At 57.6% G+C, this 26166-nt stretch carries 19 protein-coding genes and 1 pseudogene; 14 read left to right on the plus strand and 6 right to left on the minus strand.

The window, feature by feature from the left end:
* Positions 1 to 7: 7 nt before the first annotated feature.
* A complete protein-coding gene (locus QA648_RS33215) occupies positions 8 to 328 on the minus strand; it encodes an iron-sulfur cluster assembly accessory protein (RefSeq protein WP_283054720.1) in 321 nt (106 codons plus the stop codon).
* Between the two features lie 473 nt (positions 329 to 801).
* Between QA648_RS33215 and QA648_RS33220 the strand changes: the two genes are divergently transcribed.
* On the plus strand, positions 802 to 1458 hold the full coding sequence (locus tag QA648_RS33220; RefSeq protein ID WP_283054721.1) for a nitrogen fixation protein NifQ: 657 nt from the start codon (positions 802 to 804) through the stop codon (positions 1456 to 1458).
* Between the two features lie 44 nt (positions 1459 to 1502).
* On the opposite strand, the gene rpoN is transcribed toward QA648_RS33220, so the two are convergent.
* The gene (gene rpoN, locus QA648_RS33225; protein WP_283054722.1) at positions 1503 to 2945 is read right to left on the minus strand and encodes an RNA polymerase factor sigma-54; all 1443 of its coding nucleotides are present in this window, start codon (positions 2943 to 2945) and stop codon (positions 1503 to 1505) included.
* Positions 2946 to 3023: 78 nt separating this feature from the next.
* Positions 3024 to 3563, minus strand: a complete 540-nt coding sequence (locus tag QA648_RS33230) for a peroxiredoxin (protein WP_283054723.1) — start codon at positions 3561 to 3563, stop codon at positions 3024 to 3026.
* Between the two features lie 742 nt (positions 3564 to 4305).
* Between QA648_RS33230 and QA648_RS33235 the strand changes: the two genes are divergently transcribed.
* The gene (locus QA648_RS33235; protein ID WP_283054724.1) at positions 4306 to 5169 is read left to right on the plus strand and encodes an isocitrate lyase/phosphoenolpyruvate mutase family protein; all 864 of its coding nucleotides are present in this window, start codon (positions 4306 to 4308) and stop codon (positions 5167 to 5169) included.
* A gap of 378 nt (positions 5170 to 5547) precedes the next feature.
* Positions 5548 to 5658, plus strand: a pseudogene (locus QA648_RS33240) (SOS response-associated peptidase); the annotation flags it as partial.
* A 77-nt stretch (positions 5659 to 5735) separates the two neighbouring features.
* Here the strand turns inward: QA648_RS33240 and QA648_RS33245 are convergent.
* Positions 5736 to 6473, minus strand: a complete 738-nt coding sequence (locus QA648_RS33245; RefSeq protein ID WP_283054725.1) for an aspartate kinase — start codon at positions 6471 to 6473, stop codon at positions 5736 to 5738.
* A 1029-nt stretch (positions 6474 to 7502) separates the two neighbouring features.
* Here QA648_RS33245 and QA648_RS33250 point away from each other — a divergent pair.
* The 3 genes from QA648_RS33250 to QA648_RS33260 all read left to right on the plus strand — a co-directional run bounded on the left by QA648_RS33250 (position 7503) and on the right by QA648_RS33260 (position 11009).
* A complete protein-coding gene (locus QA648_RS33250) occupies positions 7503 to 8075 on the plus strand; it encodes a nuclear transport factor 2 family protein (RefSeq protein ID WP_283054726.1) in 573 nt (190 codons plus the stop codon).
* A 119-nt stretch (positions 8076 to 8194) separates the two neighbouring features.
* Complete coding sequence (locus tag QA648_RS33255) at positions 8195 to 9700, plus strand: SDR family oxidoreductase (RefSeq protein ID WP_283054755.1); 1506 nt, start codon at positions 8195 to 8197, stop codon at positions 9698 to 9700.
* Between the two features lie 244 nt (positions 9701 to 9944).
* Positions 9945 to 11009, plus strand: coding sequence for an LLM class flavin-dependent oxidoreductase (locus QA648_RS33260; protein WP_283054727.1), 1065 nt, complete (start codon positions 9945 to 9947; stop codon positions 11007 to 11009).
* A 171-nt stretch (positions 11010 to 11180) separates the two neighbouring features.
* On the opposite strand, the gene QA648_RS33265 is transcribed toward QA648_RS33260, so the two are convergent.
* Positions 11181 to 11726, minus strand: coding sequence for a hypothetical protein (locus tag QA648_RS33265; protein ID WP_283054728.1), 546 nt, complete (start codon positions 11724 to 11726; stop codon positions 11181 to 11183).
* Positions 11727 to 12772: 1046 nt separating this feature from the next.
* Between QA648_RS33265 and QA648_RS33270 the strand changes: the two genes are divergently transcribed.
* On the plus strand, positions 12773 to 14857 hold the full coding sequence (locus tag QA648_RS33270; protein WP_283054729.1) for a prolyl oligopeptidase family serine peptidase: 2085 nt from the start codon (positions 12773 to 12775) through the stop codon (positions 14855 to 14857).
* A 199-nt stretch (positions 14858 to 15056) separates the two neighbouring features.
* Here QA648_RS33270 and QA648_RS33275 read toward each other — a convergent pair whose 3' ends face one another.
* Positions 15057 to 16022, minus strand: coding sequence for a hypothetical protein (locus tag QA648_RS33275; RefSeq protein WP_283054756.1), 966 nt, complete (start codon positions 16020 to 16022; stop codon positions 15057 to 15059).
* Between the two features lie 985 nt (positions 16023 to 17007).
* Between QA648_RS33275 and QA648_RS33280 the strand changes: the two genes are divergently transcribed.
* The 7 genes from QA648_RS33280 to nifX all read left to right on the plus strand — a co-directional run bounded on the left by QA648_RS33280 (position 17008) and on the right by nifX (position 26157).
* The gene (locus QA648_RS33280; RefSeq protein ID WP_283054730.1) at positions 17008 to 17982 is read left to right on the plus strand and encodes a LysR family transcriptional regulator; all 975 of its coding nucleotides are present in this window, start codon (positions 17008 to 17010) and stop codon (positions 17980 to 17982) included.
* A 593-nt stretch (positions 17983 to 18575) separates the two neighbouring features.
* Complete coding sequence (gene nifH, locus QA648_RS33285; protein WP_283054731.1) at positions 18576 to 19469, plus strand: nitrogenase iron protein; 894 nt, start codon at positions 18576 to 18578, stop codon at positions 19467 to 19469.
* Positions 19470 to 19572: 103 nt separating this feature from the next.
* A complete protein-coding gene (nifD, locus tag QA648_RS33290) occupies positions 19573 to 21075 on the plus strand; it encodes a nitrogenase molybdenum-iron protein alpha chain (protein WP_283054732.1) in 1503 nt (500 codons plus the stop codon).
* A 125-nt stretch (positions 21076 to 21200) separates the two neighbouring features.
* Positions 21201 to 22742, plus strand: a complete 1542-nt coding sequence (gene nifK, locus QA648_RS33295) for a nitrogenase molybdenum-iron protein subunit beta (protein ID WP_283054733.1) — start codon at positions 21201 to 21203, stop codon at positions 22740 to 22742.
* The gene (nifE, locus tag QA648_RS33300) at positions 22726 to 24300 is read left to right on the plus strand and encodes a nitrogenase iron-molybdenum cofactor biosynthesis protein NifE (protein WP_283054734.1); all 1575 of its coding nucleotides are present in this window, start codon (positions 22726 to 22728) and stop codon (positions 24298 to 24300) included. The genes nifK and nifE overlap by 17 nt, the downstream gene beginning before the upstream one ends.
* Positions 24300 to 25691: a nitrogenase iron-molybdenum cofactor biosynthesis protein NifN gene (gene nifN, locus QA648_RS33305; protein ID WP_283054345.1), complete on the plus strand. Its 1392-nt coding sequence runs from the start codon at positions 24300 to 24302 to the stop codon at positions 25689 to 25691. Before nifE ends, nifN begins: the two co-directional genes overlap by 1 nt.
* Positions 25657 to 26157, plus strand: coding sequence for a nitrogen fixation protein NifX (gene nifX, locus QA648_RS33310; RefSeq protein WP_283054346.1), 501 nt, complete (start codon positions 25657 to 25659; stop codon positions 26155 to 26157). Before nifN ends, nifX begins: the two co-directional genes overlap by 35 nt.
* Positions 26158 to 26166: the final 9 nt, after the last annotated feature.

The following is a 26166-nucleotide window of genomic DNA, read 5'->3' on the forward strand; positions in this document are numbered from 1 at the left end:
GGGATGATCAGGCGAAGGACTTGCCGCAAGCGCACATCTCTGCTGCGTTGGGATTGTCGAAGACAAAGCCTGAGGACTCCAGCCGTGTAACGAAGTCCACCGTCATGCCGTTGACGTGTGGCTGAGAGCTCGCGTCCACGAACAGCGTGATCCCATCTGTTTCGATGACAGCGTCGCCCTCGCGTGAGCCGCTCTCAAGCCCCATCCTGTATTTGAGCCCGGCGCAGCCACCGGTCTCGACCGCGATGCGCAGGCCCTCGGCCGGCTCGTCCGCTCGGCTGAGCGCAATCCTCATGGCGGCGACGGCGTTGTCTGTGAGCGTGATCATAAATGTCGTTCTCGTTGGTCGTCGGCAAAATTCGCAAATGACCTTGCATGTGCCGTGCCAAACAGAAAAACACTTGAGGAACCTTCGGATCTTCCAGTGGCAATATGCGCATCTCCGACATCGTTGAACGTCAAATATCAAAAAAGGGCAGTCACTGGTGAATGCGAGAATCCCACCAAAGGATCACCGCGCCATTCCACGCCGCGGCCGTTATCGCAGGTGGGAGAACGTTCCTAGCAGGCGCACCGGGGAAAGGGCTGAGTACCAACGATGACTGTCGGGTTTGTCGATGAGCCGACATTTGGCGTTGGCCGCTCTGCATTTGCACGCTCATCACATCGCGCAAATAACCCCGAAAGGCCTGTGCCTACGCTGTTTGTAGGACCACGCTGGCATGGTTTTTGGAGGTTTCTCGTCACGGCCGTCAATGCTGCAGGCGACCTTGATCGATGAAACGAAGGAGCAAAAGCGCCGTGTCAGATCTGCATCAGTTCCAGGTTTTGAGGGGCAAGGGCATCAGTCGCGGAGCACGAATGTCTGATCGGTGGCAACACTTGCAGTCATCCAAAGCCGGGCAGTGGCTGCGAATGGACTTGGAGATGGATTTTGACGAATATGCGCTTGCCTGTGTCTTTTCACGAGCGCTTGAGGAGATCGAAGCTGGCCAGGCGTCGGCGACAGAGGCGACCGGCCTTTCTCGCGCCGAACTGCGGGACATCCTTACAAGGAGTTTTCCTGCCAAGCTCATCGACGCCTTCTTTCCGGGAGAGGCGAGCGATCCGGAACTCGGTACGGAGGAAGGGCTCCTGCGTGAATTGCTACTTTCGCATGCCCGTCACAACGATCCAGTCAGTGCCCGCTTTGCTAAGATCATTGCCCGACGTGCCCTGCGCGACGACCATCTTTGGCAGGACCTTGGACTACTTGAGCCGGCCGAGCTCGGGCGTTTGTTTGCCATGCATTTCCCGACGCTGGCGGCTGGCAATACCAACAATATGAGGTGGAAGAAGTATCTTTACCGCAAGCTCTGCGAGGCCGAAGGTTTTTCGCTGTGCGCCGCTCCGAGCTGTCAGGAATGCAGTGATTTCGAAGCGTGCTTCGGCCCTGAAACGGATGGAGGCCGTTGTTAGATCGGTTTTGCGAGTGGTGCGAGATCGTTACGTTCGGTCGGCATCTATCCAAATCCCGCCCGCATCTCGCGGCGGCGTTGAACGGAGGAGGGGATATTCATTGCTTCCCTGTATTTTGCGACGGTGCGGCGCGCTATATCGATGCCGCTTCCCCGAAGCTGGGCGACCATATTGTCGTCGGAAAGCACACTGTCCTCCGTTTCCGCGGCGATCATTGCCCTGATGCGATGGCGGATAGCTTCGGCCGAATGTGCCTCACCGCCTTCGGAGGAGGCAATCGCTACCGTGAAAAAATACTTCAGTTCGAACACGCCACGGGGGGTGAGCATGTATTTATTCGAAGTCACACGGCTCACCGTCGACTCATGCATCTCGATCGCGTCAGCGACAGTCTTAAGATTGAGAGGCCGAAGATAGGCAGTGCCTCGTTCCAGAAAGACATCCTGCTGGCGGACGATTTCGGTCGCTACCTTAAGGATCGTCTTGGCGCGCTGATCGAGGCTGCGAACCAACCAGTTCGCGTTTTGGAAACATTCGTTGAGGAATGCCTGATCTTTGGAATCATGCGCGGTCAGACGGGAGACTTCGGAAAAATAGGTTTGGTTGATGAGCACTTTGGGCAGCATGTCGGGATTGAGCTCGATCTGCCACCCGCCTGCGTTCGAAGGCAGGACCCGAACGTCCGGTATGATGGCTTCTGGTCGTCCCGATTGGAATCGGTTTCCGGGCCTGGGATCGAGTGTCCGGATCTCGTGCAACATGTCGAGAAGGTCGTCGTCGTCGACACCGCAGCGCCGCTTCAATGCGCGAAAGTCGCGTTGCGCAACCAACTCAAGATTTGCGATCAGCGCTTCCATAGCAGGGTCGAACCGATCTCGCTGCCGCAACTGTATCTCGAGGCATTCGCTAAGGGTTCGCGCAAAAATTCCAGGTGGATCGAAATGCTGCAAGGTCGCGAGAACCCGTTCGACGTCTGCGTCGCGGACACCCAGGCTTGCTGCCAGCTCTGATAGGTCCACCTGAAGATATCCAGTGGTTTCCAGATGATTGGCAAGCGCACCGGCGATCAGCCGATCTCGAGAGGTGAATGCAGTGAGGGCGATCTGCCGGGCGACATCGTCGTGCAATGTTTCGGTAGAAGCCGCAAACTCCTCGAAGCCAGGGGGTTGCTCTGACGAAGCATTGGCTCCATTCCGAATTGATTTCCATTCTCCAAGTGGCTCGCGAGCGTCGACCCGTGTCGGCGCATCAACCTTGGCCTCCTGCCCGGCAATGTCGGGCGTATTCTCCGAGCTCGAAACGACATCGTCAGAAGCAATGCCGTCGCTTGATGCCAGCTCCAGAAACGGGTTCTTCTCCAGTTCCTGTTCGACGAACTGATGCAGCTCGCCGTGCGCCAGTTGCAGCAAGCGAATCGATTGGATGAGCTGAGGCGTAATTACCAGCGATTGCTTTTGGCGCTGGAGAAGGTTTGCTAAATACTGCATCCTAAGAGCGAAACCCCTATCGATCTTGGTACGTAGTCGCGCGAATTTTCATTTTATGAGGCTTTGGATCCTCCGTGCCTATGCTGCGGCCGAGGCCTTCAGCGTTTCGAGGATGTTTTGCGGCGATGAAATGCCATAGGGATCGGTTTGACAGTTGTCAGAATAGCCTTCTTCCTCAAACCACTGCTCCACCTCACCGTCATCGACCACCGCCGCGTAGCGCCAGGAACGCATTCCGAAACCGAGATTGTGCTTGGCGACGAGCATGCCCATCTTGCGCGTAAATTCTCCTGAGCCGTCAGGGATGAGCTTGACGTTGTGAAGCCCTACGGACTTGCCCCAGGCGTTCATGACGAATGCATCGTTTACGGAGAGACAGTAAATCTCATCGATGCCCTTCTTTTGAAACTCCCCATAAAGGCTTTCGAAATCCGGTAGCTGTTGATTGGTGCAGGTGGGGGTGAAGGCGCCTGGCAGCGAAAACAAGATGACGCGCTTGCCGCTGAAATAGTCGTCGGATGTCTTGTCTTTCCAGCGATACGGATTCGGTCCGGGTAGGGCATCATCGCGAACACGCGTGCGGAACGTGACGAAGGGAACCTTCTTTTTGCTGGTCATCCAATTGCTCCTTCATAACAGACAATTGACGCGTTGTTTTGCGATTACGGCCGCAGTATTCGATCTCAGCCGAGATCCGAGATACTGGTCTAGCAAGCGCCGTGCCATTGCCTTTGAGGGTAGAGAACTATTCTGCTTCTGCACCGAGCCCTGGTTTGAGTAGGAGCCCCTCGAACAACGGCACTGACCGAGATATCCGAGCCTCGAATGACGTCCGCCGCGGTGACATCGGTTAGTCGCCCGTTATCGGGAAGCGTCCGATATTCGAAAAATACAGAAACGTTCCGGAAAGTCGTGTCAGATCCTTCAACTCGCACCGCCGGCGGGCGTTGATGTGGCCGCGGTACTCGCGCTTTTGGGCGCAACGATTTGCCGAGACACCTCTTCTTGCAGCGCCGACCGATGCGTCGCGTTGCCGTTCTCGACCATCTCCAGATTAAGACCTGTACCACTCTCCAGCTCTTCGGCAAGACGGCCGCGTGTCCGGTCCCAGTGAGATTAAAAGTGCGGGCCCGGTCATCGCGATTGGACGACTAGGTTCTTTCTCGCGTGTCCCTTCGCCAACCTTCTTATGTTCGAAAGGGGACAAGAATGTTGGAAGACGGACGAAGGGATCGCAGTGCCTGGGCTGCCTGCCGGGACAGGTCGTGTAGCACGGCCGTTTGCGCCCATCCGGCACGCAACTTGCGTCGTTGCTCTTTTCGCTGCGCTTGGCACCGGCAGATTTCCGAAGGAGCATGATATGGATCAAACGGTTTTCGTTCCAAAGAGCATCGGGGCGATTGAGGATCCGACGAAAACGCTCCGCGATCTGATTTCCTCGCCGAACCTCACGCACCTGATGGGAGCGTATGATGGGCTTTCTGCGCTGATCGCCACGCAGGCGGGCTTTAAGGCCATCTGGGCGTCTGGACCGTCCATTTCGAAGAGCCTCGGCTATCGCGACGTCGGGGAGGCGAGTTGGACACATCTGATGGAGGTGGTGGAACGAATGGCGGATGCCAGCGGGCTGCCGATCCTGGCCGATGGTGACTCCGGCTTCGGGAACATGAATAGCGCGCGGTTGATGGCAGTAAAGCTTTTGCAACATGGCGCATCTGGTGTGTGCATCGATGATAAGGGCTTCCCGAAAATGAATTCCTCTGTCGGCAGTCGTCATCCGCTGGACGATATCGAAGTGTGTTCCGGCCGCCTGAAGGCGATCAAGGACACGACGGGAAACGATCTTGTGCTTGTCGCCCGCACCGAAGCCTTGATCGCGGGTTACGGTCTCAAGGCGGCCCTGTTGCGGGCGGACGCCTATGCGAACGCCGGCGCCGATGCAATCCTGATCCATTCGCAAGAGGCGAAAATGGAGGAGGTTCTCACCTTCGCAAAGGAGTGGAAGCGGCTTCCGATCATAATTGCGCCCTCCAACTACTACCGCACAGTCATTTCAGTGCATCATGAGGCTGGGATCTCCAATGTCATCTGGGTCAATCATGCGATGCGGGCCGCGGTCGCAGGCATGCGGGCCGCTTGCAACTGGATCATTGCCGAAGCAAGCGCCGGGCGGATTGGGCAGGAGGTAGCGACGCTCGACGACCATCCCGCCGCGTTATGGTGAACCGCCTTCGGCGGAAGTAGGTATCTATCCTCGCACGTAGTAGAATCGGTCCGGCTGAAGGGGCACCCAGGCGCATGGAATACGATCAAGCGCTTCTGCCTGCATGGCGCTTGTCGTCGCCGGCTTGGTCAAAACTCCGTCTCTTGCAAAGTTGCTTGAAGCCCGGCGAAAAACCCGGTGCGGCGCGTCGGGCGGCAAGGACTGCATAGCGCCGGGTATGCCGATCTTTGTGACTGTGAATTATCTCGATCAAAGGGTGTTCAAAATCCAGTTCTTCTGTAAACCGTCCAAGCATGAAGTCATGCGAAGCTTACATTGGTGCGGTCGGCCAACTTGGATCGGCGCCGGCGGATATGGAACTTATTTCCTCGTAAGATCCCGAGCGAGCTTATGACCATGTGGCCGATCGGCAAGGACGTCGGTTCGCCGAAAAATGACCGCCCAGATATCATTGAGCCTTTCGAGGATCCGGAGCCGCCGTTGCTGTGACCAATGGCGATATTATGAAAGAACGTGCCGGAGGAAGGAACCATGATCAGGCCGTTTGACGCCGGCAATGTCGTTGACTAAGCCGAACGTGATGGGGCGCTTTCTTTGTAGGGAAATGTGGTGATGTAGGTCGCTCTCACGTGCTTTCCTTCGGTCCAATCACGGAGCCGGTCTGGATGCGTGCCGTTGATAACAACCCCCGCAGCACCTCGCAAGGACATGAAATGGGCCGCACAAGCATCGACCGGCGCATGACCAAGCTCCGCAAGATCGTGGGCATCTATCTCCTCGATCAGCGCCTCCGGATTGTGAGTTGCCCCATTGCGATAGACGCCGTCTGCGTCGGTCAGGATTGCCAATAAAGGAGCGTTGGTTACCCACGCAATCCACGCGGCCACAGCGTCGGACGTAATGTCCCAACTCCATTCAACCGAATCCGTTGTGGAAAGCATGCGCGACGGAAGCAGAACTGGAATTTTGCCAACCTTTGCCAGGCTCCGACATTCGCTCAACGTTGCAGACGGAACAAGTTTCGAAGAAAAAGCACGACTGGCCAGCAAATTTCCTTTCTGATCTTGGACAAGAGCGCACGCGTGATGGGTCGAAACCGGTGCCAGAGCATATAGGTCGTCAACACGCTCCATCGCCTTGTCGTGAAAGTCCCCGCCGGGAACTACTAAAATTCGATGTCCACGCTGGACCAAGCGCTCGAGTTCCGCCACAGCCGTCCTACAGGCCGACAGATCATGCATGAGGTTTCCACCGAACTTCACAATTATGGAAAAGCCGCATGGGGGAAGACTTTGGGTGAACATGTCTGGACCTCGCCCTTCCACTGTGTAGGCCACATGTGCGTCTGCAGGGATCTTCGATGTCAGATTCCGATGGGAAACCGAGACTTTATGAAAGCCGCAGCGCACAACTGCATTCGTTCAACGCCATTTGGGGAGCAAGCTCGATTACGTTGAACCTAACGCCGAGAAGTTTCGTCGCGTTTGAAAAGTCGCTCTTCCACCATTTTCCCCGTAATTCTTCGCCGATCGATATTGGAGAAGTCTCGAACGTGCCGCGACCTTCCATCTTTGTCCGCGACGCTCAAACTGACGGGCCTCTTCATTTAGCTGCAGGCCTCCATGATCCCCGTTCCATGCGGCGACCAACGCGAGAAATATGTGTTTGCGGTTCTTACTGCATCGGAGCAACGTCAAAAACCGTGCCAACTTTGAAGAAGGAGCCGGCAAAAGCTTTGTCCATGTTTCTTCCCGAGGGCCGAGGACAGCGAAACGTCTCAGAGAGGCGATAAAACGCGTTATGGAGATTCAACCGCAAACACTGTCCAATTTGTCAGATACCCGACACAGCCTTCGTTAAGTCAATCTCGCTGTTCCCACGTAAGCAGGTGAAATCAAGCCGCTAAGACATTTCGTCCGCTACGCCAGTCGCGTTGGCATGAGATTTGAACGTGTTTGTCTTTGAAAGTGGTGGGGTCCTGTACCGGCGATGCCGACCGGTAAACAATTATTCGGTTCCGGTCGGCAGGAGGGGAGGCGGACCATATCAAATCGTCAAATGGATTTCGTCGAAGAGGAGAGCAATGGAAGCCAAGAGAGCGAACGGTCTGAGGGGCCAAATCCCCGATAACTTTCAACCGCGGCCGAGCGCACTTACGGACGTCGAACCAAACGACGGTTTGATCGGTGGGAAGCATATTGGCGAGCCGCCCCGTGCCAGGTGCAAAGTGCAGCATCTCCTCGATGGTCCGCCGGCTACGAACATCCTGGCGTCGTTGCCGCGTCGATCAATGCACGAATGCCTCTTCCCAACCTGGAATTAGCGACAAAGCGATGTGCCACGAACAAATTACCGAATTACTTGATCGCGAGGCGATCCGCGACTGTCTTTATCGATACTGTCGCGGGATAGATCGGGCAGACGAGGCGGCGCTACGCAGTGCGTACTGGCCCGATGCGCACGATAATCACGGCGCTTATTCCGGCTCGGCCGAGGGATTCATAGAGTTCGCGCTGGGTGTCTTCAAGACCGAACCGCGCAACATCCATCAGATCACGAACGTTCTGATTGAGTTCATCGATCCGGCGGAGGCTGCCGTCGAGAGTTACTTCACTGCGCTGCAGCGGGGACCGGACGGCGCGAGGACGATACGTCAGGTCCTCTTGTGTGGCCGCTATTGCGATCTGTTTCAGAAAAGAGAAGGTGAGTGGCGCATTGCCGAGCGGACCGTCGTCTACGATTGGTTCGAGGAACAGACCGCGCCAGTGACCTCAGAGGTGGAGCGTTTTGGTCTCCGGCAGCCGATCGGGGCATCGTATCCGGCCGATCCGGTCTATGCGCTCGTGAAACGTCGTTTTCTTCAAAAACGTGAAGATCTGATCCACATGGCGAAAACGCCTCGGTGATGAGCGGTTTTAAATCTTCGTCGATGGCCGAATGTAAACCACGCGACCTCTCAATCTACTGCCATGCCGGGGTGGTTGTCCGGAAAACATGGTCCGGAAAACGGTCAGGAGAATTCCTCATGAAACAGCAAGGACGCGTCGTCATCATTACAGGCGCTGCAGGCGGGATCGGCCGCGCACTCGTCGACGCTCATCTCGCTGTCGGGGACATAGTTGTTGCCGCAGACCTTCCGGACAGCGGCGTGCTTGAACTGGCTCGCGGTTTCGGCGCGGCGGATCTCGGGCTTGAATTCGATGTCTCGCGGGAAGAAGATATCCTTGCCCTTTATGCGCGGATCGACGCGCAGTTCGACCACATCGACGTTCTTGTCAATAATGCGGCGATGGGACCCAGCATGGCCGCGACCACTGAGACCCCCATCGACGACTTCCGACGCGCAATGGCGGTAAACCTGATCGGGCCCTTCCTCATGGCTCGCGAAGCGGCGCGGCGGATGCAGCCAGGTGCTGCGATTGTCAACGTCGCCTCGATGGCGGGCATAATTGGCAATCCAAAACGCAACGCCTACGCTGCTTCGAAAGCGGGCCTTATCTCGGTTACGAAATCGCTCGCCTCCGAGTTGGCTTCGCTTGGCATCCGCGTGACGGCAGTGGCGCCGGGCTATGTGCGCACGCCGATGGTTGCGAAATTGGAACGCGCGGGCCAGACGAACTTGGCGGCGGTGCGTAGCCGTGTGCCGATGGGACGGATGGCGCGTCCGGACGAAATTGCGCGAGCCGTGCGGTTTCTCGCCAGCCCGGATGCGCATTACATCAACGGCACGGTGCTGACAATTGATGGGGGGTGGATGTCCTTCAACCAGCCCGGCGACGCGCACCCGCGAGTAAGCGAAATACCAGTAGCCGAGCTTTCCCGCCCGCCACAATCAACCAATAAGCGGATCGTCCTCGTGACGGGCGGCGCGACCAGCATAGGCGCGGCCGTTGTCCGCCGCTTTGCAGCAAACGGCGATACCGTCGTAATTGCAGACATAAACGGCGCCGCAGCGGTGAAGCTCGCAAAATCCCTCGGCGGCGAGCACATGGGAAAATCCGTGGACATCTCAAGTGAAACGAAGGTGGTAGCACTGTTCGACGATGTGCGGGAGCGGTTCGGGCGGCTTGAGGTCCTCGTCAACAGTTCCGCTTGGCCCGACAGCTGCGAGTCGGGAGTTGAGCAAACGCCTGCCGAGATCGCGCGCGTCATCGATGTCAACCTCACCGGTGCCTTCACCTGCGCGCGTGAGGCTATCAAGACGATGCGGCCCGACGGGGTAATCCTGAACATCGGATCAATTAACCGTTCCCTGACGATTGCCCAGCGCCATGCGTATGGCGCATCAAAGGCGGGGTTGGAAATGCTGACCCGCTGCATGGCGGCCGAACTCGGGCCGGTTGGCATTCGGACTGCGACGATTGCTCTTGGCTTCATTCACACACCTGATAGTGCACGGAAAGCGATCAGCCGCCGCAACCCGGCCCGTAGCGGTGGGCAGTTCGAAGGCATGGCAAACGCCGCGTTTTTTCTAGCTTCGCCAGATGCTTCATACATCAACGGTTCGACCCTCTACGTCGGCAACGGCTGAAGGTCGGGCGATATTGGATTGTCCCACGATCAGAACATTCACGGGAGATCGAAAATGACACCATTTGCCAGATGGGATGCGTGAGATCATCGAATTTGACAATTTGAAGGAGCGCTTGCGGCCGGCGAACGGCAAGCGATCTGTCTCGAAACCTCGAATACCGAAAAAAGCGGATCGGGACCGCAGCCACGACACGTAGCTATCGACCATTTGCCGACGGGCCCAACGTTAATGAGGAAACGCTATGGAATTCGCGACCTTCATCCTTGCTTCCCAGCGGGGCTATCATCAATCGCCCGCCAGCATCATCCGCAACTCAATCGAACAGGCAGTCCTTTCGGAGCAAGCTGGCTTCAACACCGCGTGGTTTGCCGAACACCACTTCAACAACTATAGCCTGGTTCCATCGCCCTTGATGATGGTTGCCCATTGTGCCGGCCGGACGAACTCCATTCGCCTCGGCACTGGTGTTTGCGTCTTGCCGCTTTATCAACCACAACGTCTGCTTTCCGAGATAGGTTTCGCCGATATCGTTTCGAGCGGTCGCCTGGAGCTTGGCATCGGCTCTGGATATCAGCAGTTTGAGTTTGACCGCTTCGGTGTCGAAATCGATGAGGCGCCGTCCATTTGTTCGGAATATCTGGATGTCGTTCTCAAGGGTCTCAAGCAAAAGATTTTCGAGCACGATGGTCAATATATAAAAGTACCTCCCACGGCTATTTCGGTGCGGCCTATCCAGAAGCCGACCCCCCCGATCTGGATCGCCACGGCGTCCGGATACAACATGGGCCGTGCTTATCGCGAGGGACACAATCTTTTCGTCACAGCATTCCACGACGGCTTGGACACTTTGAGCAGGCTGCGCGAAAGCATCGAGAACGCAGCACTGTCAAAAGGTAAGACTGTTACGGACGCCAAGATTTCGCTGTTGCGTTGTTGCTATGCCAGCGACAATGAGACGGAGATCAACAGCTATCTCGATAACGCCCGTTTCCAGCGTCGGCTATCTGAGGCGCTTCATCAGCGCCGACAACAAAGTGAGGACGGTTACCTGCTGCAGGAAACCCCGACCCAACAGGACCTGTCGTTTCAAACGATGCGCGACAATCTGCCAATCGGCAATGTGAATCGGGTGATCGATCGCCTGCTGGAAGAGATTAGTGTGCTGAAACCGTCCCAGATCGCAATTCATTGCCAATTGGGCGATTTCGATCATCAGGCGATGCTGCGGCAAATCGAACTCTGGGGAGACAAGATCATCCCGGCCGTCAACAAGTCACTCGGTCATGCACCTGCGATGACGGGATAATTGCTTTCCGAGATCACGAAGTAATTTTTGATGATGAGTCGTTCGGATAGACCGAAGTTGATCTCGCTTCACGGCGAACGGCCCTCGCTGACGATACGGACCTCGGGCCTGAAGAAACGGCGATTTAGACTTTAGCGAACTCGCCACAATCAGTTGCAGTAGCGACCATCATCATGCAGCCAGATCGAGAGTCTCAAAGTGAAACGGGCCGCGCACCCCGGCGGAAAATCGCTCGGCGGCGTTGAGAGCCATCTCTAACCTTTCGCGGGGCGGAGCGCTGGACGATGCAAAGAGCGCGCCCAGTGCTATTTGCTGACCACATCCACAGGCGTCAAAGCCATCGACCGGCTCGCCAACCTGGTAATCATCGTCGATTCTGAAAAGCCTTCCGGCATAGCCGACGAGGAAGGTGCCGCCGCGCTCAGCTTCGTTCTGCCGTCGTGCGTAGCCGCCATCTTTCAAGCATTGGCGAAGCGCGTTGACGAAATCCGTCACCATGAAGGCATATACATCCGTTTCGGGGTGTCTTTTGGGCGGCTTGAAGGAATGTGCCAAAAGCTGGCCCATTCTGAACGAAGAGGTAAATCCGAAGAGGAAGTCCTGTTTGCGGAAAACTTTGCGATCGGCTCGGACGGTAAGCGAATAGCCGGCCACACCAGCGCTGTCGCCCCCGATGTGAACAGATGCGTCGCTGATTAAACCGACAATGCATGTCATCCGCCGCCGCCCTCCTTTGGGTTCATTTTATAGAATCCAATGTCGCAATAGCAGCCGACTAGCTTTGTCGCTTTCGCTGCCCCGGGCTCAACTAGCAAACAGCTTGCCAATCAGCGCCCCGCCACTGATCAATCGTAATAGCCTCCCCCGGTCTTGCTCCTTTCTGGTTGATCGGCACGATTACCAGGTCTGTGATGAACCGGCACACTCTCGCCTGAAACTTCAATAAGTCTTCGCGTTGTTGTTTGATCCGGGGGACACTGTCAGGTTTGTTCCGTCCGCGACACGGACGTGTTCGGCCAACCGGCGCATCCATACCTAAACCGGTGGATAGCGGGTCATTTCACGTTCTTTGCACAGCTGGCATGGCTTTTGAAGTTCCTTTGCCAGGAGGTGACAGGAACGGCCGACCTGTGACGACATCGATCCGATAGAATGGAGGAGAAAGGTATCATGCCAAGTCTGGCGCAGATCCGCATTCAGCCCGAAGGATCCGTTGCCCGCCTGGCACCCGCCTGGCATCGGAGCGCTCGATTGTTCGAGTTGGCGCGATTGTCATAATTGCTCGGCGTCGACCAATAGTCGCCAATGAACCTTCGCTGGGATTCCAATGAACATGTGCTTACCGGACTTTCGCATTCGCCGGATAAAAGTCGCGCGGGTGCGGCGGTGATCAGCGCTTTTGGCGCCAAATTGCGGACCGCCCCCTTCTTCGCGGCGCCAGCTCCGGTTGTTCCTGCGGATGTGAGTGGAGGCCCAAGTTCTGTGCGAGCTTTCCGCGAGCCTAGACCGAGCCATTGCTCGGTTCGCGGGATCGCCCAGCGGCCACGGAGCGGTAACGATTTCTGGCAGGGCCAAATCCATTTGATCGGCTAAAACAGCCGCTTATTTGCCGCCTGTTTCTTAACCTCGGAGGCTCGGCAACATAAAACCAGGCGAGACAATACCATCCCATCTCCGGACAGATCGCCCGGCCAGGTGCCCGCCATCACAGACTTACCACTTCCCCGCACCACGAAGTTTTCTCGATTAGGAGTTTTTCGCACATGACTGGTATCGATGCTCGCCCGACACTGAATGCCCCCGATGACGACCCTTATCTCTGGCTCGAAGACATTCATGGCGAGAAAGCCTTGATTTGGGCTACTGAGCAATCGGCGCGAACGCTGGCGCGCTTTGGCGGGCCTCGGTTCGAAGGAGACCGCGACACGCTCGCAGGTATTTTCGACCGCCCTGACAAGATTGCGTGGATCACGCGCCGGGACCGATACCTCTATAATTTCTGGCGAGATGCCGCAAACCCGAGAGGCGTGTGGCGCAGAACAACGCTCGCCGCCTACATGACGGCGGAGCCGGAGTGGGAGATCGTCCTCGACTTGGATGACCTCGCCAAGACAGAGGGAAAGGACTGGATATGGAACGGTGCCTCGATCGAACCGGGAAGATGCGAAAGGGCCGTCCTTCGCCTATCGCTGGGTGGCAGCGACGCGGTCGAGCATCGCGAGTACGATCTAACCACGCGAAGCCTCGTCGCCGACGGCTTCAATCTCCCGGAGGCCAAAGGCCATATTGCCTGGCTCAATCACGACACTCTTTTGCTTTCCATCGCTCTCGGCGATGGCATGGCCACGCGCTCCGGCTATGCGCGCACAGTGCGATTATGGACGCGGGGTTCGGATCCGCTCGCCGCGCCGGTTATCTTCGAGGCGGGGCCCGAATGCATCCTCGTGTTCGGCTATCTGGATCGTACCGCCGCAAGCGAACGCGTTTGGTTCATCGAGCAACGGACCTTTTTCGACGCAATCCGCTGGATCGGCGACAGGAGCGGTCCGAAGACCCAGATCGATCTTCCCCGAGATGCGAGCTGGAACGTCTTCGGTGATTGGCTGGCTGTGAAGTTGCGCAACGCATGGAAGGTCGGAGGGACGACCCATGCGGCTGACGCGCTGCTCGGCATCTCCCTGTCCTCGTTCATCGCCGGCGCGCGTAGCTTTGCCACGCTATTTGAACCGGGCGAAAGGTGCGCCCTGCAGTCCTTCTTCTGGAATGACGGAAAGCTCGTGGTATTCCTCCTCGACAATCTCGTCCCGCGCTTCGGTATGTTCACGCCCGGACGACAGAATTGGACGCACCGAACCTTGGACACCATGCCCGCTGCGACGACTGTTCGAGCCTGGCCGTTAGATGCGGAAGTTCACGAGAGCAATGGAGAAGTCCTCGTCTCGGCTGAAGATCCAGTGACGCCGCCGCAGCTTCTCTTGTTCAATCTCAACGGGGCGCCGCGGCTCGGCGCCCCCGTCGTCCTGAAACGCGATCCAGACAAATTCGATGCATCCGGATTGGTGGTCACGCGTCATGAGGCGGTTTCGACAGATGGTGAAATAATCCCCTATACACAAGTTGGCCCGGAGAACGGAAACGGAAATGCGCCGGTTCACCTCACCGCCTATGGCGGCTACGGCAAATCGGTTCTGGCCCACTACAACTCCGCGATAGGCAAGCTGTGGCTGGAACGCGGCGGCACGAGCGTGGTGGCCAACATCCGCGGCGGCGGCGAGTTCGGCACCCGGTGGCACGAGGCTGGAAGAAGGGCGGGAAGACGTCTTGCCCATGACGATTTCGCCGCCGTCGCCGCTGACCTGGTGCGCCGCGGTGTCACGCGTCCGGGACGGATCGCTGCCCAGGGCGGCTCAAATGGCGGTCTTCTGATCGCCAACATGCTAACTCGATATCCGGAGCGTTTCGGCGCGCTCTTCTGCACCGTTCCGGTTCTGGACCTGCGTCGTTACACGAAGCTCCTCGCGGGTGCGAGCTGGATTGACGAAAAGGGTGATCCCGACAAGCCGGAGGATTGGGCCTTTCTCAGTCAAATGTCTGCCTATCACACGGCCGAAGCGGGGCAATCCTACCCGCCCATCCTGCTCGCCACCCGGAGACGGGACGACCGCGTCCATCCTGGGCACGCACGTAAGATGGCTGCAAAGCTACAGGCACTCGGCTGCCCCGCCTACTTCTACGAAGCTGAGGTCGGCGGTCATGGCGCCGGCACGGACAATCGCGAGCAGGCGACCTTCCTCGCCCTCGGTTACAGTTTCCTTCGCGATGCCATCGGTTTTCCGGAACGTCTATGACTTGTTGTGGAAAGCAGCGGATCGACTAGAAGCGGTGAGGCACTCCCTTCATCATCAGCGATATCATCGATCACTAAGTCGCGCTGCGTGGCAGCAGGGGATGGCTGGCGTCGACCGCCAGCTTGACGGTCGGATTGTATTCCAATCGCCGAAATAGAGCTCTGTCAGTAATTGCATCGGCGCCTGAACGACTGCTCATCTAGCGAAGAACCGGCTCTCCATGGAAACGGCGTTTTGATGGCTTTGAGACGCCAAATCCAACTTCCATCATCAGCCGCGGTCTCTGATTTGCCAAGGTACCCATATGAAAGCCGAAAGGATCTTCGACGAAACCTGAACCCGCTTTGCCGGTCAAAGTGATGGCATTTTCCTCGCCGTAAAAATCCAGCACCTCGTGCGCGGGATGGCCAACCAGTAGAGTCAATTGATGCTTCAAGCGTCGACGGTTGTGGCTGCCGCGCACGTAGATATGCGGGCCGGAATTGCCATCGACGTCGGTGAGATAAAAGAAAAACTTCAGCATCCGCCAATCATCGAGATCGAAGTGAAACTTGAAGGAAGCGCGGCTCAGATCCGCATCCGAGGCATTTTTTGTCGGAAAGCTCCACCACGTCCGCGTGGTGATCAATCTCGCATTGCCGCCGAGATAATGCCTTGCCACGTTAAGAAGCAGCGGGTCTTGCTGAACGGCAACGACGGCATCACATCGTAACGCCCGTTCGTAATGGTGGCCACTTAGTATCGTCCGGCCAAACCACCGCTCGGCTTCGACATGGTCGCTGGCCAAAAAGTCAAACCTTCGGTCGAAATTGCCGAAGCAAGGAGTCTCATTCCCAAAACGGGCAATTTCCTCGTGGATTGCGGTGGGAAGCGTCAATCCGGCAAATAGGCCACTTCTTCTCAATTCGGCGGCGATCGCCTCTGCCTTGAGGTCGCCAAACATCGAGGGCTTGCGACTTTCCCGCCGCTGCGCTTGTCTTGCGGTCAGCCAATGTGCCTTGCGGAACGGCATCGTGCGTGCCAGCAGGAACATTGGCAGCCAAGCCGGGTTCTCCCGAATATCGGTGAGATAGGTTGGAATTCGAGACACTATCCGGCGAAATACCCCGCCGTTGCGCGCGATCGTTTCGAGGTCCTTCGGGTTAGAGTTTGCGGAGCTGAGCATTCGTGGCCTTTCATGGATGATGGAAGTTCCTCCTGCGGGCAAGAACCTGCACTCAATACGGATAGTCTTGACAAAGAATGTTCCTGTTGATGCTACGAAATCCAGTGACGGATTGACGGAATGTGCAAAGGCGGTATGCTCTCGCACGCCGCCTTTGCTGGTCTTGTCCAGGGAGGATCCGTTCAAGGGAATGTGTCGTAGCTCCCCTTATGGAAAACGGATTTCACATTAGGCTCGGTCGGACCTAGCCCAATGAACGGAAATCGGGCGCACCGACTTTGATTGCATGACTGAACATCAATTTCCCTAAAGTTTGTTTCGGCGAATACGATCAAAGTCGGGGACATAGGGACCTTACTCCAATGCCCCACAGGTTTGGCAAATCTATTGTTTAGATAATGCTTATTTGCGAGATGGATAATTCAAGACACAGCTCCGCAATTTCAGGGACTGAGGCCCGTTGATCATGCCGATCGAGACCGGCATTTCGGTACGGCATTTTCCTGTTGAAGACTCCCCACCGGATGTCGGCTCGCCAAGCCATTTAGGCGTGGGGATTGAGCGGATCCTAAACGCGCGGTGATAACCAATCTCCTTCGCGCGGCGTATCCTGCCCGGCGGCGGTGTTTGCCACATTCGCGAGTTTTCGAATCAAGCGATTGCTTTGCCGTGCTTGCTTGGGCGGAAGCCCGCATGCCAAGCTGTCGGGTTGGCCCGAATTTTTGTCCAATACAGCGCGCTTGCCTTGGGAGGTTTCGACGCCTTGCCGTCTAACGAGCGTCCTAAGAGGTTGCCGGGATAAGGGGTTTGCCACGCCCAATGTGGTTAGACCTCAGAGTTCCAACACCGTTTACTCGATCGTTTCGGGCGACCCCATGCAAATGCGCGCTCGATCTACTTGATTTCGGCCAATTTATATCCTTTCAATGGGCACGATGATCGATGGCGTGTATGGCATACCTCCACGCCGTGGATGAAGGAAAACATGCGTTTCAAGGGTCTTGATCTAAATCTCCTCGTCGTGCTCGACGCCCTCATGACCGAGCGCAACCTTACGGCAGCGGCACGAAGTATCAATCTCAGCCAGCCAGCCATGAGCGGGGCCGTGGCGCGGTTGCGGACGTATTTCAACGATGATCTCTTCACGATGGTTGGCCGTGAACTTGTCCCAACGCCACGTGCCGAAAGGCTCGCGGTGACAGTCCGGGAGGCTTTGCTGTATATCCAGCTCTCCGTTATTACCTGGGAACCGTTCGACCCCGCTCATTCGGATCGCTGCTTCAGGATCATCCTCTCCGATTACGTCACACTCGTGTTTCTTGAAAAGGTCGTGGAGCGTCTGGTGCAGGAAGCTCCTGCCGTCAGCTTCGAGTTTCTCCCTGTTTCAGACGACTTCGATGAGCTCCTCCAGCGCGGCGATATCGACTTTCTCATTATGCCGGAAGTGTTCATGTCGAAGCATCCTCATGCGGCACTGTTCGACGATATATTCGTGTGCGTAGGGTGCAGTACGAACAAGAAGCTGACAGAGCCGTTCACGTTCGAGCAATACATGTCGATGGGTCATGTTGCGGTCAGGTTTGGAAATAGCCGCCGGCCCGCCATTGACGAGTGGTATTTGCGCGAGCGGGGTTTCAAGCGACGTATCGAGATCGTGGTGCAATCCTTTAGCATGATCCCACCCATGGTGTCGGGTACCGACCGTATAGGGACAATGCCTCTGCGGCTGGCGCAGCATTGCGCGAAAATGACACCCCTACGGATCATGGAGCTTCCGCTTCCGATCGCCACATTGACTGAGGCCCTCCAATGGCCGGCGCTTCACAATAGCGATCCGGCAAGCCTCTGGATGCGGGAGACATTAATTCGGGAGGCAGCCCGGATGGCTTCGCCGCCGACTGCGGAACGTCAAGGTGCTCCCACAATGAAGCCCAGTCGTCCGAAAGTTTACGCCGGATGAATAGTCCGGCTCGCTTGATGCGGCTGCGATGCACTTAGACCTTCCAACCTATTGGGCAAGCGTGCCTGTCCGCGACCGGCCACCAAGAACATTGCCAGCTCCCCTGGATCCCTGTGCTTAACGCTGAGTCCAAGGCTGGTCTGATCAGTTTCGTCTGTGTCGCGCCGCATGGATATGCCGCTTTCGATCCCTGGGGCAATGATGCGGCGCGACAAGCAGTTGGGTCTCAACTGGTTTGGCGTTGTTTCGAGGCAGAATCGGGTGCTTCGCCACTGGCACGATTTGATGTGGGATTGCCTCCAATTTTAGAAGTTCTTTGGTCCTGCTGTTGATCGCTGCTAACCTCCGACACCCAACGATCTCCAGACAGCACCCGTTTACTGCGACACCTTGCGTCCGATTTGTCGGGCCTGCGACAAAGACCTGTCCAGTTCGCGCACATGTTTGGCGCGGCTAAATAGCTGAAAAACAATCAAGAGAGTTTCCCTTCAAGTCGGCCGCCAACTTGGCACGCGTTTTGAAACGCTTGTTGGCGGGCGGCGCGAGCTGCCGACCGTATTCCGCGATGGATGGAACGAAAGAAGGAAGGCAACATGTCAGATTTGCGTCAAATCGCATTCTACGGCAAAGGGGGCATCGGCAAGTCCACTACCTCCCAAAATACGCTCGCAGCCCTTGTCGATCTCGGGCAGAAGATCCTGATCGTCGGCTGCGATCCCAAAGCCGACTCCACCCGCCTCATCTTGAACTCGAAGGCGCAGGACACCGTCCTGCATCTAGCGGCAGAGGAAGGTTCGGTGGAAGACCTCGAACTCGAGGACGTGCTCAAAATCGGCTATAAAGGCATCAAGTGCGTGGAGTCCGGCGGTCCAGAGCCGGGTGTTGGTTGCGCCGGTCGCGGCGTCATCACCTCCATCAACTTCCTCGAGGAAAACGGCGCCTACGACAATGTCGACTATGTCTCCTATGACGTGCTCGGCGACGTCGTGTGCGGCGGCTTCGCAATGCCGATCCGCGAGAACAAGGCCCAGGAAATCTACATCGTCATGTCCGGCGAGATGATGGCGCTCTATGCGGCAAACAACATCGCCAAGGGCATCCTGAAATATGCCCATGCAGGCGGCGTGCGGCTCGGCGGTCTGATCTGCAACGAGCGCCAGACGGACCGCGAAGTCGACCTTGCTGAGGCCTTGGCCTCCAGGCTCAATTCCAAGCTCATCCATTTCGTGCCGCGCGACAACATCGTCCAGCACGCCGAGCTCAGGAAAATGACGGTCATCCAGTATGCGCCGGATTCCAAACAGGCCGGAGAATATCGCACACTGGCTGAGAAGATTCATGCCAATTCGGGTCAAGGGACCGTTCCGACCCCGATCACCATGGAAGAGCTCGAGGACATGCTGCTCGACTTCGGCATCATGAAGACCGACGAGCAGATGCTTGCCGAACTTCAGGCCAAGGAATCGAAGGTGGCGGCCGCCCAATAACCGCCGCTTTCGACGGACGCGCCGGCCCTTGACCCGGCGCGTCCTTCCCGAGAACGCGCCTCAGCGCGAGGCGTCATCCGAACCTTAAAAGAGGGCAGGCCCTATGAGCCTCGACTACAAGAATGACGGCACATTGCATGAAAAGCTTATTGCGGACGTGCTGTCGCAGTATCCGGACAAGGCGGCGAAGCGCCGCAACAAGCACCTCAGCGTTGCAACGGGCGGAGAGGCGACCGACCAGGAGGACGACGTCCTTTCCGAATGCAGCGTCAAATCGAATATCAAATCCATTCCGGGCGTTATGACGATCCGCGGCTGCGCCTATGCCGGCTCCAAAGGTGTCGTGTGGGGCCCGATCAAGGATATGGTCCACCTATCCCATGGACCGGTTGGGTGCGGCCATTATTCCTGGTCGCAGCGTCGCAATTATTATGTCGGCACGACAGGGATCGACACCTTCGTGACGATGCAGTTCACCTCCGACTTCCAGGAAAAGGACATCGTTTTCGGCGGCGACAAGAGCTTGGACAAGATCATCGATGAGATCGAGGAATTATTCCCGCTGAACAAGGGCGTCAGCATCCAATCCGAATGCCCGATCGGTCTGATCGGCGACGACATCGAGGCTGTGTCGCGCAAGAAGGCGAAGGAATACGAAAAGACGATCGTGCCGGTGCGCTGCGAGGGCTTCCGCGGCGTATCGCAATCACTTGGGCATCATATTGCCAACGATTCCATCCGCGACTGGGTGTTCGACAAGACCGACGCCGAGTTCGAGGCGGGTCCTTACGACATCAACGTCGTCGGCGATTACAACATCGGCGGCGACGCATGGGCCACGCGCATCCTCCTGGAGGAGATGGGGTTGCGCGTGGTCGCCAACTGGTCGGGAGACGCAACGCTTGCCGAACTGGAGCGGGCGCCCAAGGCCAAGCTCAACCTCATCCACTGCTACCGGTCGATGAACTACATCTGTCGGCACATGGAGGAAAAGTACGGCATTCCGTGGATGGAATACAATTTCTTCGGTCCCTCGCAGATCGAAGCCTCTCTGCGCAAGATTGCCAAACATTTCGGGCCGGAAATCGAGGAAAAGACCGAGAAAGTCATCGCCAAGTACCGACCTTTGGTCGACGCCGTCATTGCCAAATATCGACCACGTCTCGAAGGCAAGACGGTGATGCTCTACGTCGGCGGCTTGCGCCCTCGTCACGTGGTCACGGCCTACGAGGATCTCGGCATGGAGATCGTTGGCACCGGCTACGAGTTCGCCCACAACGACGACTATCAGCGCACCGGACATTACGTGAAAAAAGGCACGCTCATCTATGACGACGTGACTGGTTATGAACTGGAAAAGTTCATCGAGGGTATCCGCCCCGATCTCGTTGGCTCCGGTATCAAGGAAAAGTACCCGGTGCAGAAGATGGGCATTCCGTTCCGCCAGATGCATTCGTGGGATTACTCCGGCCCCTATCATGGCTACGACGGCTTTGCCATCTTTGCCAAAGACATGGATCTCGCCATCAACAATCCAGTCTGGGATCTCTACGACGCCCCCTGGAAGAAAAAGGTCGCGCCGGCTGAGGCGGTTGCGGCCGAATGAGGGCCTGGCCTGTCTTGGAGCAGGGGCAGGCTAGGCTCTCGCCGCGGACTTGATCCGCACACCTCTAACATCTCGACGTTCTTTGCCGCCACCGGTGCGGCACGATGAAAAGAAAGGCGAATACCATGCCGCAGTCGGCCGAAAAAATTCTCGACCACGCGCCCCTGTTCCGCGAGCCGGAATACAGGCGAATGCTTGCCGAAAAGAAGCTGAATTTCGAATGTCCGCACCCGGACCAGATCGTTGCCGATCAAGGTGAGTTCACCAAGACCTGGGAATACAGGGAGAAAAATCTCGCCCGCGAAGCCCTCGTGATAAATCCCGCCAAGGCCTGCCAGCCGCTCGGCGCCGTCTTTGCGGCCGCGGGCTTCGAGCGGACCATGTCCTTCGTCCATGGTAGTCAGGGCTGCGTTGCCTATTACCGGTCGCACCTTTCGCGACATTTCAAGGAGCCTTCGTCAGCGGTTTCTTCCTCCATGACCGAAGACGCGGCGGTATTCGGCGGATTGAAGAACATGGTCGATGGGCTCGCCAACACCTATGCGCTCTACGACCCGTCGATGATTGCGGTTTCGACCACCTGCATGGCGGAGGTTATCGGCGACGATTTGCACGGCTTCATCGAAAACGCCAAGAACGAAGGCTCGGTCCCCTCCGACTTCGATGTTCCATTCGCCCACACGCCCGCCTTCGTCGGCAGCCACGTCGATGGCTATGACGGCATGGTCAAGGGCATCCTGGAGCACTTCTGGAAGGGCAGGGAGCGCAAGGAACCGAACGGCACCATCAACATCATTCCCGGCTTCGACGGCTTCTGCGTCGGCAACAACCGCGAGCTCAAGCGCCTGCTCAACCTCATGGGCGTGTCTTATACCCTCATCCAGGATGCATCCGACCAGTTCGATACTCCCTCGGACGGCATGTATCGCATGTATGATGGCGGCACGACGATCGGAGACGTCAAGGAAGCTCTTGGCGCCGACGCGACACTATCGCTGCAGCACTACAACACCCGCAAGACGCTGGAATATTGCAAAGAGCTCGGACAGCCGACCGCTTCCTTCCACTATCCGATTGGCGTCGCCGCGACCGACGAATTGCTGATGAAAATCTCGGTGATTTCCGGCAAGGAAATCCCTTCCGCGATCGCACTGGAGCGCGGGCGGCTTGTCGACGCCATGGCGGACAGCCAAGCCTGGCTGCACGGAAAGAAATACGCGATCTACGGCGATCCAGATTTTGTCTATGCGGTCGCCCGGTTCGTGATGGAAACCGGCGGCGAGCCGATACATTGCCTTGCCACCAACGGCACATCTGCCTGGGAAGCCGAAATGAAGGCATTGTTTGCATCCTCGCCGTTCGGAAAGGATGCCAAGGTCTGGGCGGGCAAGGACCTCTGGGCACTGCGCTCGCTGCTCTTCACCGAACCGGTGGACCTCCTGATCGGCAATTCCTATGGCAAATATCTGGAACGCGACACCGGCACGCCGCTGATCCGCCTGACGTTTCCAATTTTCGACCGGCATCATCACCATCGCTTCCCGCTGATGGGCTACCAAGGCGGGCTGCGTGTCTTAACGACAATCCTCGACACGATATTCGACAAACTTGACCGCGAGACGAGCCAAACAGGTGTCACGGATTATTCCTATGACCTCACACGCTAACGGCAAACGATCGGCTCCGCCGCCAAGCGCCTTGCGATCGGCATCCAAGACCGTCGCAAGGCGCTCGCTCGATGCCAGGATCCAGGAAGTCTTCGATGAGCCCGCTTGCGAGATGAACCGCGGCAAAGATGCCAGCGTGCGCAAGAAGGGCTGTTCCAAGCCGCTCACTCCCGGGGCGGCCGCCGGCGGCTGCGCGTTCGACGGGGCAAAGATTGTGCTGCAGCCGATCACCGACGTCGCGCATCTCATTCATGGCACGCTCGCCTGCGAAGGCAATTCCTGGGATAATCGCGGTACGGCTTCGTCCGGCCCAACGCTCTGGCGCACGAGCTTCACCACCGATCTTACCGAACTCGACGTGGTGATGGGGCACGGCGAGCGGAAGCTTTTCAAAGCGATCCGCGAAATCAAGGAAACATACGCGCCGCCGGCGATTTTCGTCTATTCGACATGCGTTACGGCGCTGATCGGCGACGACATCGAAGCCGTCTGCAAGCGTGCTGCGGAAAAATTCGGATTGCCGGTGGTGCCTGTCAATGCGCCCGGTTTTTCCGGCTCCAAGAACCTTGGAAACAAGCTCGCCGGCGAGACTCTGCTCGATCATGTCATCGGCACGGTGGAGCCCGACGATGCCGGTCCCTACGACATCAATATTCTCGGCGAATTCAACCTCTCCGGTGAGTTCTGGCTGGTAAAGCCGCTTCTTGACCGGCTCGGCATCCGTGTGCGCGCCTGCATCCCCGGGGACGCGCGTTATCGTGACATTGCCTCCGCCCATCGCGCCCGGGCAGCGATGATGGTGTGCTCGACCGCCCTCATAAACCTTGCCCGCAAAATGGAAGAACTCTGGGATATTCCCTTCTTCGAAGGTTCCTTCTACGGCATCAGTGATACTTCGCAATCGCTGCGGCAGATCGCTGAGCTGATCGTCAGGAAGGGTGCCGATCCGGAAATTCTTGAGCGCACCGAGGCACTCATCGCAGAGCAGGAGGCGATTGCATGGAAAAAGCTCGCGGCATACCGGCCGCGGCTTCAAGGCAAGCGCGTGCTCCTCAATACCGGCGGTGTGAAGGCCTGGTCGGTCGCCCACGCGCTGATGGAAATCGGCGTCGAAATTGTCGGCACCTCCACCAAGAAGTCGACTGCCGAAGACAAGGAACGCATCAAACAGATTCTGAAGGACGACAATCATATCTTCGAATCGATGCGACCGAGCGAGCTCTACGACTTTCTCGCAGAAGGCAAGGCCGACATCATGTTGTCGGGCGGGCGCACGCAATTCATCGCGCTGAAGGCCAAAACACCTTGGCTGGATATCAACCAGGAGCGCCACCACCCCTATGCGGGCTATGACGGTATGGTGGAGCTCGTTCGCCAGATCGATCTTGCTATTCACAATCCGATCTGGAGTGAGGTGCGAGAGCCGGCACCCTGGGAATGCCCGCCTGCGTCGGAGGCTCGGGTGCCAAGCGGAAAGGGCGAGACCGAAACTTCCTGCCCTTCACGAACACCGTGGCCACTCTCGCCGGTGGCTTCCGCAAGTGGTGAGGAAAGCTGATGGCATGCATTCTTCCGCAGACTAAGTCGGCGGCGGTCAACCCGCTGAAGTCATCGCAGCCTCTGGGCGCGGCCTTGGCCTATCTCGGCGTCGATGGTGCGATACCGTTGTTCCACGGCAGCCAAGGCTGCACCAGCTTCGCGCTGGTGCTCTTCGTGCGCCATTTCAAGGAAGCGATTCCCCTGCAGACAACGGCGATGGACGCAGTGGCGACGATCCTCGGCGGCGCCGGCAATCTGGAAGAGGCGCTCCTTAATCTTAAAACACGCGCTAAACCGAAGCTGATCGGGATCTGCACAACGGCGCTGGTCGAAACCCGCGGCGAGAATTTCGAGGGCGATCTTGCCAATATCAAGCTGGAGCGTGCCGAAGAGCTTGCGGGTACCGAGGTCGTGCTGTCGAGCACACCGGATTTCGACGGTGCGATCGAGGAGGGTTGGGCAAAGGCCGTCACCTCCATGATCGAAGGCATTACGACCCCAGGCGGGCGGTCCCGCGATCTGAAGAAGATTGCGATCCTGCCAGGTTGGCACCTGACGGTCGCCGATGTTGAACTGCTGCGCGAAACGGTCGAAAGCTTTGGCCTCAAGCCGGTGATCCTGCCGGACGTCTCGGGCTCGCTTGACGGTACGATTCCTGATGACCGATGGGTGCCGACCACTTATGGCGGCACGAAGGTCGAGGAAATCCGCGAACTCGGCACCTGCTTCCAGGCGGTTGCGATCGGCGAGCATATGCGCACGGCCGCCGCGGCGCTGCAGGCCAAGACCGGCGTGCCTTACGTCCTCTTCGAGCAGCTTGTCGGCCTAAAGGCAATCGACCGTTTCATGACCATGCTGGCGATGATCGCCGGCAATCCTGTGCCGGCCACGGTGCGGCGGCGACGCGCGCAATTGCAGGACGCACTCCTCGACGGTCATTTTCATTTCGGCGGCAAGCGCATTGCGATTGCCGCCGAGCCAGACCATCTTTTTCAACTTGCGACGTTCTTCAAGGGTATGGGCGCTGAAATCGTCGCGGCGGTAGCGACCACCGGCACCAACTGCATTCTGCAGAAGGTGCCAGCCGACGCTGTGCAGGTCGGCGACCTTTCCGATCTGGAAACCATGGCGCGTCACGCTGGCGGGGACTTGATCGTGACCCATTCCCACGGCCGTCAGGCGGCCGAGCGGCTTGGCGTCCCGCTGATGAGGGTCGGCTTTCCGATTTTCGACCGGCTGGGCAGCCAGCATAAGAAAACCATCCTCTACGAGGGCGCGCGCAACTTTCTGTTCGAGGCCGCCAACATTTTCCAGTCGAACTGCCGCCGGCCGAGCCCCGAAGCGCTCAATCCCTTGCAAGACATGGAGGCAAAAAATGACCGCTGTCCGACGACTTTCACTCGTCACTGACGAGGGACCGGTACCTGCCCCAGAATGCCCGAAGGGAGTTCTGCGCATTGCGATCGCGACGCAGGACCTGAAGAGGCTGAACGCACATTTCGGATCTGCCAAGCTTTTTGCTGTCTATGACGTCACCCCAACCGGTTGGGAAATCGTCGAAGCCGTCGATTTTGGTGAAGCAACTGACGAAAGCGGCAAGCACACGAACGACGGCGGCACTGATCGCATCACGATGAGGGTCGAGGCGTTGAAGGGATGTCATCTGCTGTTCTGCCTGGCGATCGGCGGCCCCTCCGCCGCGAAGGTCGTCGCGGCAAAAATCCATCCGATCAAAGTGCCGGAGCCATCGTCCATCGAGGAAGTCCTGACGCGCACCCAGACCATGCTGAAAACTGCCCCGCCGCCATGGCTGCGCAAGGTGCTTGCAGACGCCGGGATGGGTCTCGCCAAGCCGTTCTTCGACGATGAGGATTAAAGGAGATCG

It is taken from the genome of Rhizobium sp. CB3171, assembly GCF_029714265.1.
GTDB lineage: Bacteria > Pseudomonadota > Alphaproteobacteria > Rhizobiales > Rhizobiaceae > Rhizobium.